This window comes from Actinoplanes auranticolor (assembly GCF_018332655.1).
GTDB lineage: Bacteria > Actinomycetota > Actinomycetes > Mycobacteriales > Micromonosporaceae > Actinoplanes > Actinoplanes auranticolor.
In genome coordinates, this window is record NZ_BOQL01000084.1 from 74,285 (window position 1) to 90,550 (window position 16,266).

Here is a 16,266-nt window from a genome sequence, read left to right on the forward strand (position 1 = left end):
GATTCATGGCAACCTGAAGATCCATATAGGAGGCTGGATGGATGGTCTCATCCGTTGTTGATCTACATAGGATCAACGATGCCGTAGCGGCCCGACGGGAGAGTGGGACGACCGTGGAAAAAGCCCCTGCTGAGGCGCTGCTCGAATTGGCTCCGGGCTCGGTCGTGGTCGTCCGGGATGAGGAATGGCTGGTGCAGAGCGCGGAGGAGACCGCGGACGGACTTCTCGTACACGTCCGCGGCTTGGGCGAATTGGTGCGCGACACCACGGCCAGTTTCTACGCCTCCCTCGACCGCATCGAACCCCTCGACCCGGCAGCCGCGAGCGTGGTGGCAGACGACAGCCCGCGTTACCGCAAGGCCCGCCTCTGGCTGGAGTCCACCTACCGCAAGACCGCCGTCCCGCTCGCCGACCGCTCGCTCACCGTCGCCACGCAGGCCCTGGCGACACCGTTGAGCTACCAGCAGACCGCCGTGCGCAAGGCCCTCGACCCGGACAACCTGCGTCCCCGGATCCTGCTGGCCGACGCGGTCGGGCTCGGCAAGACCCTGGAAATCGGCATGATCCTGTCGGAGCTGGTCCGCCGAGGCCGAGGCGAGCGGATCCTCATCGTGACGCCCCGCCACGTGCTCGAACAGATACAGCAGGAATTATGGTCGCGATTCGCGCTGCCGTTCGTCCGGCTCGACTCCGCCGGCATCCAACGAGTACGGCAGAAACTCCCGGCGAACCGCAACCCGTTCACCTATTTCCGGCGCGCGATCATCTCGATCGACACACTGAAATCAGAGCGGTACGCGGCCGGCCTGAAAAAGCAGCGCTGGGACGCGGTCGTCATCGACGAATCGCACAACCTGGCCAACGCGTCCACGCAGAACAACAAGCTGGCCCGCATGCTGTCACGAAATGCCGAGACGCTGATCCTGGCATCGGCGACCCCGCACAACGGCCGCAAGGAGTCCTTCGCCGAGCTCGTCCGGCTGCTCGACCCGTCCGCGATCCCTCCCGGCGGCGACCTGGTGGCCGCCGAGATCGACCGGTTGGTGATCCGACGCCACCGGCACAGCGACGAGGTGGCCGGCGTCGTCGGCGCCGACTGGGCAGAACGGCGAGAACCGGAGAACGTGCTGGTGCCCGCAAGCCCGGCAGAGAACGCGGTCGCCCGCGAACTCCAGGACGTGTGGCTGTGGCCGCCCGACAAGCGCACCCCCTACTCCGGGCAGAACGCGTCGCTGTTCCCATGGACGCTCGCCAAGGCCTTCCTGTCGTCACCGGCCGCGCTCGCCGAGACCGTCCGACAGCGTCTGGGACGTCTCCCGCACGACCCAGCAGCGAACCTCGAACGAGCGGCACTGGACCGGCTGGCCGACCTCAACACGGCGGCGCTGACGGCGGGCTCGGCCAAATACACCCGGCTGGTCGAGCGGCTCCGGGAGATCGGCGTCGCCTCCGGCTCGCCGATGCGGGCGGTGGTGTTCGCCGAACGCGTCGCCACCCTCGCCTGGCTGCACAAACACCTGCCGGCCGACCTCGGAATGCCCGCCGAAGCGGTCGCGATCATGCACGGCGGCCTACCCGACGACGAGCAGCAGCGCACCGTCGACGCGTTCAAGCAGGAACACGCTCCGGTCCGGGTCCTGGTCACCGGCGACGTCGCCTCCGAAGGGGTCAACCTGCACGCCCAGTGCCACGAGCTGATCCACTACGACATCCCGTGGAGCCTGATCCGCATCGAGCAGCGCAACGGCCGCATCGACCGGTATGGCCAGCAGCACCCGCCCCGGATCACCGCTCTACTGCTGGAACCGGACGGCGACCGGTTCGCCGGCGACATCCGCATCCTGGCGAAGCTGGTCGACAAGGAGAACGAGGCGCACCGCGCGCTCGGCGACGTGGCTTCCCTGATGGGCCAGTACGACGTGAAGGGCGAGGAGGACGCCATCCGGGCCGTCCTGGCCGGGCAGCGGGATCTCGACGAGGTAGTGCGGACGCCGGACGAGGTGCTGACCGGCGACGACCTGTCGGCGATGTTCTTCGGCATCGTCGACGCCGACGACGCGAACGACGCGCCACTGCCCGAGACGACCGTGATTGCCGGGTCCGGGCTCTACCCCGACGAGGTCTCCTACCTCGACGAGGCGTTACACGCAGCTTTCGTCGACCCGACCAAGCCATTGAGCAACAACGGCGTCGCCTGGCGCCGTGATTCGGCCTTCGGCACCGCCGAGCTGACCCCGCCACCCGACCTGGTGCAACGTCTCGACGTCTTGCCGCAGAGCTATCTCTCCGACCGCCGGGTCACCGACAAGCTCGTTCTGGCGACCACCTTCGCGCGCGGCAAGGACCGGATGGAGCAGGCGCTGCGCGACGACACCGGGTCCAGCTGGCCGGACGCGCACTACCTGAGCCCGCTGCACCCGGTGCTGGACTGGGCCTCGGACCGGGCCCTGGCCGGGCTGGGCCGTAACCAGGTGTTCGCGGTTCGCGGTGACGTCGACAACCTGACCGTGCTGCTGCTGGGCACGCTCACCAACCGGCGCGGGCAGGTCGTCTCAGCAGCGTGGCTGACGGTCGAGTTCCCGGCACCCGACGACCCGGCGTTCGCCCCGGTCACGCCGCACCCGTCGGCCGCCGCCGCGCTGGCCGCATTGGGCTTCGACACCGCGCGGGCCAACCCAGGCTCGGTGCCCGACCCCGACGCGTTGAGCCGATTCATCGCCCCGGCCGTGCATCACGCCCGCGCACAGATGCGTGACCTGTTCGCCGCGGCCGAGAAGGACGTCGCGCACCGGGTCGAGCAGTGGTCGCACCGCCTCGCCCAGTGGCAGCACGACGCCGACGCACTCGTCCAACGCCGTGACCTGAAGCAACGCCGGGTCAGCATCGGACAGGAGCAGAAGCTGGTCGCCGACATGAACCCAGACCGGCAACTGGTCCGCCCGCTGCTGGTGGTCGTACCCACCCGGGAGGTGCCCCAATGAGCGTGTCCGACGCGATCCTGGTCGGTGAGGGCTGGATCTCCGAGCACTACTTCACCACCGACGCGACGAAGGAGTCGTTCCGCGCCCGGGTGCTGGAACGCCGCAAGACCTGGGACGCGGAGGCCGCCGAGCGCCGGCCCACCCCGCGCAGCCGGTTCACCGAAGCCCGGCAGGAGCTGGAAGCCGACCTCGCCAAGCTCAGCGAGCTGACCGACGTGGAGGCCGACCTCGGCGCCACCGACCCGCAGACCGTCGCCGCCGCGGTCGCCTCGATCTATCAGCGCATCGTCGACATCCTGGAACTTCGCGAGCACGGCCTGGTCGTCAGCGCGGACGGGCCGATCCTGCGCGTGTCGGCGCCCGGCATCACCGACCGGGCGCCGCTGGTCGTGGTGCTCGCCCAGCCGGTCGCCACGGTCGAGGACATCCTCGCCAAGGACGGCCCGACGCTGGCCGCACCGGTGCGCCTGGACGACGACGGCGACGAACTGACCTCCGCCGCACGACTGACGTCCGCCCTGTTCGTCGAGGACGACGCCGCCGACCTGGTGCTCATCCTGGCCGGCCGGTGGGCGGTGCTGGCCGAACGGGAACGCTGGGCCGAGGGCCGCTACCTCGCCATCGACCTCCAACTGATCTGCGAACGCAACGACACCCGACGCGGCGGCGAGATCGACCGCGCCTTGACCTGCCTGTCCGCGGCGTCGATCGCCCCGGACCCCGACGGCAACCTGTGGTGGAGCAGCGTCCTCGAAGACTCGATCAAACACACCGTCGGCGTCTCCAAGGACCTTCGCGAGGGCGTACGCCTCTCAATCGAGATCATCGCGAATGATGTCGTCGCCCGCCGCCGCGCCCGCGGCCTGGAACCGCTGCCCGCCGCCGAGGCCCAGCCGCTGGCCAAGCAGGCGCTGCGCTTTCTCTATCGCATTCTCTTCCTGCTGTACGCAGAAGCGTCGCCCGAGCTGGGCGTACTGCCGGTTGGCGCGCCCGAATACGACCGCGGCTACAGCCTGGACCGGCTGCGCGAACTCGTCCAGGTCGAGCTGGCCACCCCACGGGCCCGAACCGGAACCCACCTCTACGAATCGCTGGGCGTGCTGTTCCGGCTGGTCGACAAGGGTCACCAGAGCGACGAGCCGGACGACGAGGAGTCGCTGTCCGCGCCGGGACTCACCTTCAACCCGCTGCGCGCCGACCTGTTCCGGCCCAGCGCCACCGCGCACATCGACGCGGTCGGCCTCGGCAATGCCACCCTGCAGGAGATCCTCACCCACCTGCTGCTGAGCAAGGAGCGGCGGGGCAAGGACCGAGGCTTCATCTCGTACGCGGAACTGGGCATCAACCAGCTCGGCGCGGTCTACGAAGGGCTGATGTCGTACACGGGCTTCTTCGCCGAGACCGACCTGTACGAGGTCGCCAAGGGCGGTGACGGCAGCAAGGGCTCCTGGGTGGTGCCGGTGGACCGGGCAGACGGCATCGACGCCGCCGACTTTGTGAAGCTGGCCGACAAGGTGACCGGTGAGCTGCGGCCGGTGCTGCACCCGCAGGGCTCGTTCGTGTTCCGGCTGGCCGGCCGCGAACGCCAGCAGTCGGCGTCCTACTACACCCCCGAGGTGCTGACGAAGTTCACCGTCGGGCAAGCCCTGGAGGAACTGCTCGACCAGAACGGCGAGCGCACACCGGCCGCCGACATCCTCGGCATGACGATCTGCGAACCCGCACTCGGGTCGGGCGCGTTCGCCATCGAGGCGGTCCGGCAGCTCGCCGAGCAATACCTGAAGCGCCGCCAGGAGGAGTTGGCTGCCGAGGGCAAACGCATCGACCCGGACGACTACCCGAAACGCCTGCAAGAGGTGAAGGCCTACCTCGCTTTGCACAACGTGTACGGCGTCGACCTCAACGGCACCGCCGTCGAACTCGCCGAGATCACCCTCTGGCTCGACACGATGGTCCAGGGCCTGTCGGCGCCCTGGTTCGGTCTGCACCTGCGCCGCGGCAACTCCCTGATCGGCGCCCGCCGGGCCGTCTACCGCCGCAGCCAGGTCACCGACAAGTCATGGCTGGCCGCGGTGCCGGACGAGGTGCCCTTGACCGCGCTGGTCGAAGACATCGAAGCCGAGCGAGTCGCCACCGACGGCATCCACCACTTTCTGCTGCCCGCCGACGGCTGGGGCTCAGCCGCCGACGCTAAGGAGGCCGCAGCACTCGCGCCGGACGCGGCGAAGAAGCTCAAGACCTGGCGAGGCAGCACCAAGGCCAAACCCACAAAGCAAACCGTCGACGCGTACGCCGAACTGGCGCACCGCGTGGAGTCGTTGTGGCAGATCGCCTACCGCCGCCTGGACATCGCCGAGAAGCAGATCCACCGCCGCATCCCGGTGTGGGAAGCGGGGGAGCTGCCGGTCGGCGGGGCAGTGCAACGCGAGGAGATCGAGGCGGCCCTCGCCGACGAGGAGGGCGCCTACCGGCGGCTGCGCCGCGCGATGGACGCGTGGACAGCGCTGTGGTTCTGGCCGCTCACCGACGAGTCCGCCACCGTTGACGGCGCTGTGGTCACGCCGCCGACGGTCGCGCAGTGGATCGCCGGGCTGCAGGCACTGCTGGGTCGCAACCCAGAACTGCGCAAACGCAAAGCTGCCGGGACGATCCTGAGCACAGGGATGAGCTGGGACGAACTCAACGAGGCAGAACGGGTGGAGATTGGCTTCGCCGGAGCCAAGCCGATTGAGACCGTGCTGCGCGAGCACCCGTGGCTGGTGGTGTGCGAGCTTATCGCCCAGCGGCAAGGCTTCTTCCACTGGCAACTGGACTTCGCGACGGTGTTCGCCCGCAGCGGCTTCGACCTCCAGGTTGGTAATCCGCCCTGGGTGCGTCCAATCATAAACGTCGATGCGTTGATGGCTGAGGGTGATCCGTGGTGGCAGCTGGCAGTTAAGCCATCTGAAGAGCAGCGAGAGTCGCGCCGCGGCTCAACGTTAGGAATAAAGGGAATCAAGAACCTCGTTATCGATGGCGTGGCTGACGTCAAGGCGACTGCGGAATTCGTTGGCGCAGCCGTTCGTTACCCTGAACTTGATGGTCTGCAGGCGGACCTCTACCGCTGCTTTATATTGCATGCTTGGCGATCGGCTAGTTTGCGCGGAACTGCTGGCCTGATACACCTCGACAGCCATTTTACTGACGACGGTGCCGGCCTGTTCCGCGCTGCGACATACCCGAGACTTCGGAGACATTGGGAATTTATCAACGAGTTGAAGCTCTTCGAGATCCAGCACCAAAAGCATTTCAGTGTTAATGTATACGGTGCGCCTCTGGTTAAACCGCGGTTCGCACATGCAGTTTCGCTCTACCATCCCGACACGGTGCTGAGGTCATTGACGCATGACGGCTCCGGGCCGGAGCCGGGGTTGAAGGACCCTGGCGGCAACTGGGATCTTCGCCCACACCGCAGTCGGATTGCAGAGGCTACCTTCGAGACACTTCGTACTTGGCACGCAATCGCAGAAAGCTCTAGTAGTCCCGTACTTAACACTCGCATGGCATACACAGTTAATACAGCGTCAGCGATGGTCCTCGAGAAGCTATCGACGTTGCGTCGAGTAGGAGACCTGGACTTTAGTTATTCGGACGGATGGCGGGAAAACACGCATCGCAAGAAGGGATACTTCAAGATAGATTGGGGTGCGCCTTCGTCGTGGCGCGACGTCATACTTCAGGGTTCGCATATTTTCGTCGGTACCCCCATCTACAAGGTGCCCAACGAATCGATGAAGAATAAGGACGACTGGTCCGCCGTGGACCTGGAAGGATTTGACTCCGACTCAGTCCCGGCGACCATCTATAAACCTATGGGCGACCGTCAAAGATACGAACGCGACTATCACCACTGGGGCGACACTAAAGGTCGTTTCCCGGCTCGAAGCTTTTATCGAGTGGCCTGGCGAACAATGGCTGCCAATACGGGCGAGCGGACTCTTATGCCAGCCGTAATCCCACCTGGTGCTGCCCACGTACACGCAATCCAGGTGCTTGGGAGTGTCGGCGGAGATACTCGGCTGATCGTGGCAGTTCAGGGAACGATGGGTTCACTTATAGCCGATTTCGTCGTCAGATGCGTCCCCAAGAGTGCAATCAGCGCAAATGCGATAATGCGCATCCCGTGGGCGTCGCCGTCGAGTACACTTGCGAGCGCGCTCGCACTTCGCGTACTTCGGCTTAATTGTATAACCGATGCATACGCCGACTTGTGGAGTTCCTCCTACTCTGCCGATTTCTCTTCAGACGAGTGGACTAGTGGATTCGCCCATTCAAAACGTCGGCACCTTGGTGCGGTTACTTCTGAGTGGACGGGGCATACGCCGCTCCGAGTTGCCGCCGATCGCCGCCAAGCCCTGTTGGAGGTAGACGCCCTTGTTGCGCTACTACTCGGCGTGACCGCGGATGAGCTGTGCACTATCTATCGTACGCAATTTCCTGTTCTATATGGCTACGACAAACACGAGTACACCTATGACATGAACGGTCGGCTCGTCCCCAACTCGGTGCTCGCCGTCTGGCGCAGGAAGGGCGACCGGATCACCGCCGAGGAGCGCACCGCCACCAATCAGGCCGGCAACACCTACACCTATGAGCTGCCGTTCGTCACCCTGGATCGGGAGGCGGACATGCGCCAGGCGTATGCGGTCTTCGAGCAGCGGCTGCGGGGGCGTCAGTGACTGAGCTGCTGCCGACCGTCCAGGCGGCCAACGTCCGGCACAGCCTCGTCGACTACCTGACGACGACGTTCGCGTTGACCGAGGCGGACGCCCGCGACGGCCTCGACCAGTTCCTGTCCGACCCGGTCACCGGCATGTTCAAGGGACCATACGTCCGCCTGCGGCTGCCGTTCCGCCCGGCTGAGCCGGGTTGGCGGCAGCACCTCGACTGGTATGCGGGCCCTGCCCCGTACGGTCATCAGGCCGCCGCGTTCGCCCGGCTGACCTCGCTGGGCGGGCGGCGCCCGCAGCCGACGCTGGTTACCACCGGCACCGGCTCGGGCAAGACCGAGGCGTTCCTGTATCCGATCCTGGACCATGTGCGCCGGGCCCGGCTGGAGGGTGTCTCCGGGATCAAGGCGCTGATCCTGTACCCGATGAATGCGCTCGCCAACGACCAGGCGGCTCGCCTCGCCGGGCTGATCGCCGGCCATCCGGAGCTGGCGGCAATCACAGCGGCGCTCTACACCGGGCAGAAGGACAAGCCGCGGACCATGGTCACCGCGGACGGGTTGATCACCGACCGTGGGGTCATCCGCGACACCGCCCCCGACATTCTGCTCACCAACTACAAGATGCTCGACCAGTTGCTGCTGCGCCACGAGGACCAAGACCTGTGGCGGCAGTCCGCGACCAGCCTGCGTTACCTGGTGCTCGACGAGTTCCACACCTACGACGGCGCGCAGGGCACCGACGTGGCGATGCTGTTGCGGCGTCTCGGCCTGGCCCTGAAGAGCCATTGGCGCGACGGCGACCCGGCCGTTACCGAGGAGGCCTGGTCCCGGCCGCTCGGGTTGATCACGCCGGTGGCGACGTCGGCGACCCTCGGGGACAAGGGTGACCCGGCCGCAATGCTGGGTTTCGCCGAGACCGTATTCGGCGAGCCGTTCCCCGCCGACGCCGTAGTGACTGAGTCCCGGCAGGACCTTGCTGAGTGGGTGGGCGACGCGGAAACCGTCGTAGCCGAGGCTGGATTCGCCGTCGCGGACGAGTTCCGGGCCGAGGAGGTACGTGCGGCCGTTGACGCGCTCGGTGCCGACCCGGACGGCGCCGCTCTCGCCCGTACCGTTGTCGGTCTGCTCTGGTCCGGTGACCGGGACCGGCTCGCTGCGGCCGGGCCGGACCTGCTGCTTGCCCTGGCGAAGGCGCACCCGTTGGTGCAGGAGCTCGCCTACGAGACCACCGACGCGGTCAGCGTCGACGACCTGGTCCGCAGGATCGCGAATCAGGCCGACCGGCGCACCTCCAGCCTCGCAGCGGGCGGTTTCGACACCGACTGGTCGCGGGCGATCACCGCCGTGGTGGCGGCCCTCGGACACATCCGGGCAGTCGCCGGCCGTGACGCGCTCGCCGTCGACGTGCACCTGTGGGTGCGTGAACTCACCCGCATCGACCGGGCCGCCGACACCACCGCCCGGTTCCGGTGGGGCGACGACGGTCCGCCGGTGGCCGGTGGCGACACCGAGGACATCCGGCCGTCGTTCCCGGCCGTCTACTGCCGCTTCTGCGGCCGGTCCGGGTGGGGTGTCGCTCTCGCCCCGGTGGGCACTGGTCTCGCCGTCGACGACGAGACCATCCGGCGCAACCACGCCACCCGCGAAGGCCGTTTCCGAGCCTTGCTCTACGCGCCGGCCGAAGCCAACGCCGCCTACGACGGGGCCGCGTACCCCGACGGGCTGGCCTGGTTTTCGGTACGCGGCCGGGAACTGCTCACCGCCGCCCCGGGCGACGACGACCCCGACCTGCGCGACGGGTGGATCCTGCCGGTGCTCACCAGCGCCGGACGCGACGCCGACGAGGACGCGCGGCACGACACCTGCCCGTCCTGCGCCCAGCCGGACGGCATCCGCTTCCTCGGCAGCGCCATCGCCACCCTGCTGTCGGTGTCACTGTCCACGTTGTTCGGCTCAGCGTCCCTGGACGTACGGGAGAAGAAGGCCCTGGTTTTCACCGACTCGGTGCAGGACGCCGCGCACCGGGCCGGTTTTGTGGAAGCCCGCTCGCACACGCTGACCCTGCGGGCGGCACTCAACGCCGCGATCGCCCCCGGCAGCCTCACCCTGGACGCGCTGGTCGAGGACGCGATCCGGCGCACCGGTGAGAACGACTTCCAGCGCTACCGGCTGCTCGGACCCGACTGCGTCGACCGGGAGTCGTTCACCCCGTTCTGGAAGTCGAAGACACTGCGCGGGGTGCCTGCCCGGGTGATGTCGCGGGTCCGGAAACGGCTCGCGCTCGATGTGGCGCTGGAGTTCGGGATGAACTCGCGAACCGGCCGGACCCTCGAACTGACCGGGGCCGCCACCGTCGAGGTGGAGGCCGGCCAGCCGGCCCGGATGGCCGCCGCGGCCCGGACCGTGCTGACCGGGTTCGCCGTGCAGAACCCGCTCGGGCCGGACAATGCGGAACCGGCCGACGAGACGCTCGTGCAATGGGTACGCGGTGTACTGGACCGGATGCGGGCGCAGGGCGCCATCGACCATCCCTGGTTCACCACCTTCCGGCAGGAGGACGGCAACCGCTGGTCCATCTGGGGCGGGCGCCCTCGGGGCGAGGGCATGCCCGCGTTCCCCAACACGCGCCCGGCACCCAGCTATCCACGCGTCGGCGGCTCGACCAACCCGGTGCGCGACAGCGACCTGGACGCGGTCACCTCGGCGCAGTCCTGGTTCGCGCGCTGGACCTCGCGGGCGCTGTCGGTCAGCCCCGCTGACGGCGGGCGGCTCACCCGGCTGCTGCTGGACCGGCTCGCCCGTGACGGTGTCCTCACCACCGTCACCAGCCAGAGCGGCGCCACCGTCTACGCGATCCCGCCGTCCGGTGTTGTGGTCGCCCCGGCCGGGCTCGACGACCTCGCCGCCAGACGGCACCTGCTGGCCTGCGACACCTGCCGGGCGCTGGTACCGGGCAGCCGCACCACCGTCGACCAGCTCGACGGCGCGCCGTGCATGCTGGTGCGCTGCCACGGCCGGCTGACCCGCGAGGCGCTGGCCGACAATTTCTACCGCCGGCTCTACGCCTCCACGGACATGCGCCGGATCGTCGCGCGCGAGCACACCAGCCTGCTCGACGACGCCACCCGGCTGAGCTACGAGGACGGTTTCAAGAAGTCCTCGACCGAGCCGCAGGCACCCAACGTGCTGGTCGCCACCCCCACCCTGGAAATGGGTATCGACATTGGCGACCTGTCCACCGTCCTGCTCTCGTCGCTGCCCCGCACCGTCGCGTCCTACCTGCAACGGGTCGGGCGGGCCGGGCGGCTCACCGGCAACGCCCTCAACCTGGCCTATCTCACCGGGCGCGGCGACCAACTACCCAAGCTCGGCGACCCGCTGTCGGTTATCAACGGTGAGGTCCGCCCGCCGGCAACCTATCTGAGCGCCGAGGAGATCCTGCGCCGTCAGTTCACCGCCTGCCTCGTCGACGGCATGGCCCGCGACCCGCTGCACACCCATCCGACCAGCGCGAGCAAGGCCATCGGAGCTAGCGAACCGGACTCGTTTCTCGGCGAACTCATCGCCGCCGCCGAGGCAGGTGGCGCCGCCGCGGTGCGCCGGTTCACCGACACCTTCCGATCGCTGCCCGAGGCCACCGTCGCCGCGCTCACCGACTGGGTCAACCCGGGCGCCGGAGCCGGTACCAGCATGTTCGCCGGGCACGTGCACGCGGCCAGTCGCCGCTGGCAGCAGACCGTCGAAACGCTCAAGCGCCGGCAGACCGAGATCAACAAAGTGTTGCCCGAACTGGAGACCCAAGCCGCGTCGCCGGCCGCCACCGACGACGACAAGCGCGCCCTGCGGTCAGCCAAGACCACCCGCAAGCTGATCGGTGGGCAACTCGGGCATCTGCGCGGCGAATACTGGATCAGCGTGCTGGAGGAGCACGGGCTGCTGCCCAACTACACCCTGCTCGACGACACCGTCACCCTCGCCGTCGGGATCAGCTGGACCAACCCCGACTCCGGCGAGTTCGAGAGCGACAGCGCCCAGTTCCAGCGCGGCTCGGCGCAGGCCATCCGTGAGTTCGCGCCCGGCGCCACCTTCTACGCCCGCGGCTGGGAGATCGCCGTCGACGCGATCGACCTCGGCATCGACGGCGAATCCATCCGACCTTGGGTGTTCTGCCCTGCCTGTGGATACGCGGCTGACATCGCCGCCACCGGTCAGGAACAGCAGATAGCCAAATGCCCGCGGTGCGGCAGCACCGGCATCGCCGACACCGGTCAGCGCCTCGATGTCGTCGAACTGTCGCACGTCTCGGCCGAGGTGCGCCGTGACGAGGTGAAGATCTCCGACCGGCGTGACCAGCGCGACCACATCCCGTTCCAGCTCATCTCGGCGGCCGACATCGACCCGGCCGGCATCGCGGGCGACAAGTGGTTCGCCGAGAACACGGGACTGGGCTGCACCTACCTGCGCACCATGGACCTGCGCTGGCTGAACCTCGGTGTCCCCGGTCACGGCACATCGCGGATCATCTCGGCCGACGAACGCACCGGCGCACTGTTCCGGGTGTGCAGCGGCTGCGGCAAACTCGACACCGACTCCGGCCGTAACCGCCCCCACGAACACCGCGCCTGGTGCCCGTACCGCAAATCGGATGCGGAGAACACCGTCGCCGTCGCCCTCTCCCGCACCCTGCGCACCCAAGGACTGCTGCTACGCCTGCCGTACGCGGTCACCCTCGGCGACGACTTCGCCGTGCCGAGCCTGGCCGCGGCCGTCCTGCTCGGGCTGCGCGAACAGATCGGCGGGCACCCCGACCACCTGCGGGTCGAGCACGTCGTCGACCCCACCCTCAGCGACGGCACCGACAACCACGACGCCCTGCTGCTGCATGACGTGGTGCCCGGCGGCACCGGATACCTCGCCGACCTGGCCACCCCGAAACAGCTCCGCGACCTGCTCACGCTCGCCTGGCAGCGGGTGCACGACTGCGAATGCCGCCATGAGGAACGCCTTGCCTGCCACCGCTGCCTGCTGCCGTTCACCCCGCCCACCCTGCTGCGCCGCACGTCCCGCGCCTCAGCCGAACGGCACCTCGCCCACCTGCTCGGCCTAAACGAGGATGCCGACACCGCCGACGGCCCGCCGTGGACGATCGTCACCACCCCACCGCAGGACAGCCCCGAATCGCACCTGGAACAACGCTTCCGCAAGCTGATCACGCAGCGGCTTACCGCGATCGGAGCAGCCACCACGGAGGTGCCGAAACCGTGGGGCAACGCCCTGCGCTTCACCCTGCCTGGCGACCACCGCCAATGGACTCTCACCCCGCAGGTCAACGTTGAGAACTCCCGCCCCGACTTCATGCTGGAATCCAACGACACCTCCGTGCCGGCCGTCGCGGTCTTCACCGACGGGCACGCCTTCCACGCCGTCGCGTCCCGCAACCGGCTCGCCGACGACGCCGAGAAACGACAGATCCTGCGTGACACCGGCCGTATCGTCCTGGCGGTGACTGCAGCCGACATCGCCGCCGCGGAGCAGCAAACATCTGCCGCCCCGGCCTGGTTCTCCGAGGCCACCGTCGCCAGGCTGATCAAGCAGGCACCGTTCCAGACCGCGCCCAGCGCGTACGAGGGGCTACGGGCCGGCCCGATCTCCTGGCTGCTCGCCTGGGTGTCCGCGCCCAACCCAGCAGCCCTCGGGATCGTCGCGCGGGCCGTGCCGATGTTCCTGGTCGACGGCAAGTCCCGCCGCACCTGCGCCGACGGCATCAGCCTCGCCGCAGTAGGGCGGGCCACGCTGCTCGCCGAAGAACTGCCACCCGGCAACCGGACCGTCCTGGTACGGCAGTTCGGTGCCCTCGCCGTCATCGTCGAACCGACCAAAACCGCCGTGCACGCCGCGCTCGTGCTCGACGACCGGGAACAGGCCCTCGACGCCGCACACGCCGACGCCTGGCGGTTATGGCTGCAACTGTCCAACGCCATGTCCCTGCGCGATTGGCCCACCACCATCACGACCTCCAGCCGAGTGGGGAGCCCGGCTACGGCGGCGGCCGCACCAGAACCGGCCACCTCCGACGGGCTCCCTGACGGAGCGGACGAGAGCTGGGCATCCGCGTACGAGTCGGCCGCGCCCGGCGCCGAACGCGACCTGATCCGGCTCCTCGCCGTCCACGGCGGCCTCGAAGCACCGCAGATCGGCGTGGAAGGCCCCCAGGGCATCCCGATGGACATCTGCTGGCCGCGCGTGCACGTCGCGGTCGACCTGTACGACATGCCCGACGAGGACCGAGCGGACCTTAGCTCCGCCGGCTGGCACGTGGTGCAGCCGAAACCTGACGCCATCGTCGCGGCGCTGACCGGCACCATCGACCGCGGGGAGAGCTGATGCCGACGATCATCATGACCAAGTGGCCTGTCAAGATCGACGGCTCGGTCAAGGCCAAGGCAATGACCTTCCTGCAGAAACTCTCCGCCGACGACACCACCCCCGGTCTGCACGTCGAACCGATCGCCGGCGCGGCCGACTCACGCGTGCGTACCGGCCGCGTCGACCAGTTCTGGCGCGCTGTGATGTTCCGGCTCGACGGTGCCGGGGAGAGCCACTACGTCATCCACGGCGTCTGGCCCCACGACGACGCCATCGCCGTCGCCACCCGGGTCCGTCTCAATGTCAACCCGATCAACGGGCTGCCCCAGATCGAGCAGGCAGAGTTCGAGCGCGCGGAACCGGCCGCATACCCTGCTGTCGCGTCCATTTCGCCGGCCGAGCCTCTGCTGAGCCAGCTCGGGCGCACACGCGGCGACCTCGTCGACCGGCTCGGCGTCCCCGCCGACGTCGCCGACTTGGCACTGGCGGCGCCGGACGAGGACGCGATCCTCGACCTCGCCCAACAACATGAGGGCTGGCTCGGGATGATCCTGGTCGACTTGGCCACGCCGGACTCGATCGACACCATCGCCGAGCGGCTGCAACTCGAGGCGCCCGAACAGACCGGCGACGAAGACGCCGACCTGTTGCGCTCGCTCAAGCAGCCCGCCGCCCAGGCACAGTTCGCGTTCATCGACGGCCAGGAGGAACTTCGGCGTGTCATCGAAAAGGGCGACTTCGGTTCCTGGCGGGTGTTCCTGCACCCTGAGCAGCGCCGCTACGCCGTGCGCCGGTACAAGGGCCCGTTCCGGCTCTCCGGGGGCGCCGGCACCGGCAAGACCGTCGTGCTCATTCACCGGGCTCGCGTGCTGGCTCGCGAGCAGCCTGACGCTCGGATCGTGCTGACGACGTTCACCACAAACCTGGCCGACGCTCTGCGCGACGGCCTCGCCCAGCTCGATCCGACGGTTCCGCAGGCGACCTCCCTCAACCAGCCCGGCGTATACGTGACCGGGGTCGACGCCTTGGCCGCCGCAGTCATCCGCTCCGCCGGAACCGGCATCGCCGATGCCGTCCAGAGCGTCCTGGGCGATGCCCGGTCCACGCCCACCGGGCGCACTCCGAACGGCCGGTGGCGAGAGGTCATCGAAGCGTCGTCGTCGAAGCTGCCCTCAGAGATCGCCAACGAGACCTTCCTGAGCGCCGAATACGCTCTCGTCGTCCTGCCCAACCGGGTGAAGAACGAAAGCGAATACCGCCGCGTCCGGCGGCCCAGTCGCGGTGTCGCCCTGGACCGCACAAAGCGGGACAGCGTGTGGGCGCTGATCGCGGCGTACAGAGCCCAGGGCCGCGTCGACGGCACCCTCGACTTCGCAGAGGCAGCCGCCATCGCCGCCGCTCACCTCGCCACCACCGGCGGCCAAGCCGACCATGTGCTCGTCGACGAAGGCCAAGATCTGTCGCCGGCGCACTGGCAAATGCTGCGCGCCCTGGTCGTCGAAAGCGACGACGACCTGTTTATCGCGGAGGATTCTCACCAGCGCATCTACGGCAACCGGACCGTCCTGGGCCGGTACGGCATCAAGATTGTGGGCCGCTCGCAGCGGCTCACCCTGAACTACCGCACCACCGCGCAGAACCTTCGCTACGCGATGGCGGTGCTTGACGGCGGCGACTACGTCGACCTTGAAGAGCAGGCGGAAGCCACCGGCTACCGCTCCGCTCGATCGGGGCCGACACCGGCGGTAGAGGCCGTGGAGTCGCTTGTCACCGAACTCGACACGATCGCGGGTCGCGTCCGCTCCTGGCTCGACGGCGGCGCGGCACCCGAGACGATCGCCGTCCTGGTGCACGACAAGTTCCAGCGTGAACGAGTGGTCAACGCACTCAACGAGCGCGGCGTGCAGGCTCGAGCGGTAGACCGTGACAGGCCGGCGGAGGGCCGGGTGCTCGTGATGACCATGCATCGGGCCAAGGGCATGGAATTCGCCAAGGTCGTCCTCGCCGACGTCGGCTTCCAGTCGGCTGCGGAGAAGGCCAGGCTCGACGGCCTGGACGAAATCGAACGACACGACGCCGAACTGCGCGCTCGGTCATTGGTATACGTAGCCGCCACTCGTGCTCGAGATGAACTCGTCGTGATCCAGCGGCGATAGTGCTGGCGAGCTCGTTGCCCGCTCACCGAGCAGCCACAGCCTCGACTACCTT

Annotated in this window: 4 protein-coding genes; all 4 read left to right on the top strand. The window is 68.2% G+C overall.

What is annotated here, in order from left to right; genetic code table 11:
- The first annotated feature begins 113 nt into the window (after positions 1 to 113).
- The 4 genes from Aau02nite_RS43345 to Aau02nite_RS43360 are packed head-to-tail and all read left to right on the top strand — an operon-like array spanning position 114 to position 16,214.
- On the top strand, positions 114 to 2,981 hold the full coding sequence (locus Aau02nite_RS43345; protein ID WP_212994511.1) for a helicase-related protein: 2,868 nt from the start codon (positions 114 to 116) through the stop codon (positions 2,979 to 2,981).
- The gene (locus Aau02nite_RS43350) at positions 2,978 to 7,699 is read left to right on the top strand and encodes a class I SAM-dependent DNA methyltransferase (protein ID WP_212994512.1); all 4,722 of its coding nucleotides are present in this window, start codon (positions 2,978 to 2,980) and stop codon (positions 7,697 to 7,699) included. The genes Aau02nite_RS43345 and Aau02nite_RS43350 overlap by 4 nt, the downstream gene beginning before the upstream one ends.
- Positions 7,696 to 14,076: a DEAD/DEAH box helicase gene (locus tag Aau02nite_RS43355; protein WP_212994513.1), complete on the top strand. Its 6,381-nt coding sequence runs from the start codon at positions 7,696 to 7,698 to the stop codon at positions 14,074 to 14,076. Before Aau02nite_RS43350 ends, Aau02nite_RS43355 begins: the two co-directional genes overlap by 4 nt.
- A complete protein-coding gene (locus Aau02nite_RS43360; RefSeq protein WP_212994514.1) occupies positions 14,076 to 16,214 on the top strand; it encodes a UvrD-helicase domain-containing protein in 2,139 nt (712 codons plus the stop codon). The genes Aau02nite_RS43355 and Aau02nite_RS43360 overlap by 1 nt, the downstream gene beginning before the upstream one ends.
- The last annotated feature ends 52 nt before the right edge of the window (positions 16,215 to 16,266 follow it).

Bases quoted from the DNA above. Each gene is read 5' to 3' on its own strand.
- Aau02nite_RS43360 (WP_212994514.1), top strand. From the start codon at position 14,076: ATGCCGACGATCATCATGACCAAGTGGCCTGTCAAGATCGACGGCTCG.
- Aau02nite_RS43350 (WP_212994512.1), top strand. From the start codon at position 2,978: ATGAGCGTGTCCGACGCGATCCTGGTCGGTGAGGGCTGGATCTCCGAG.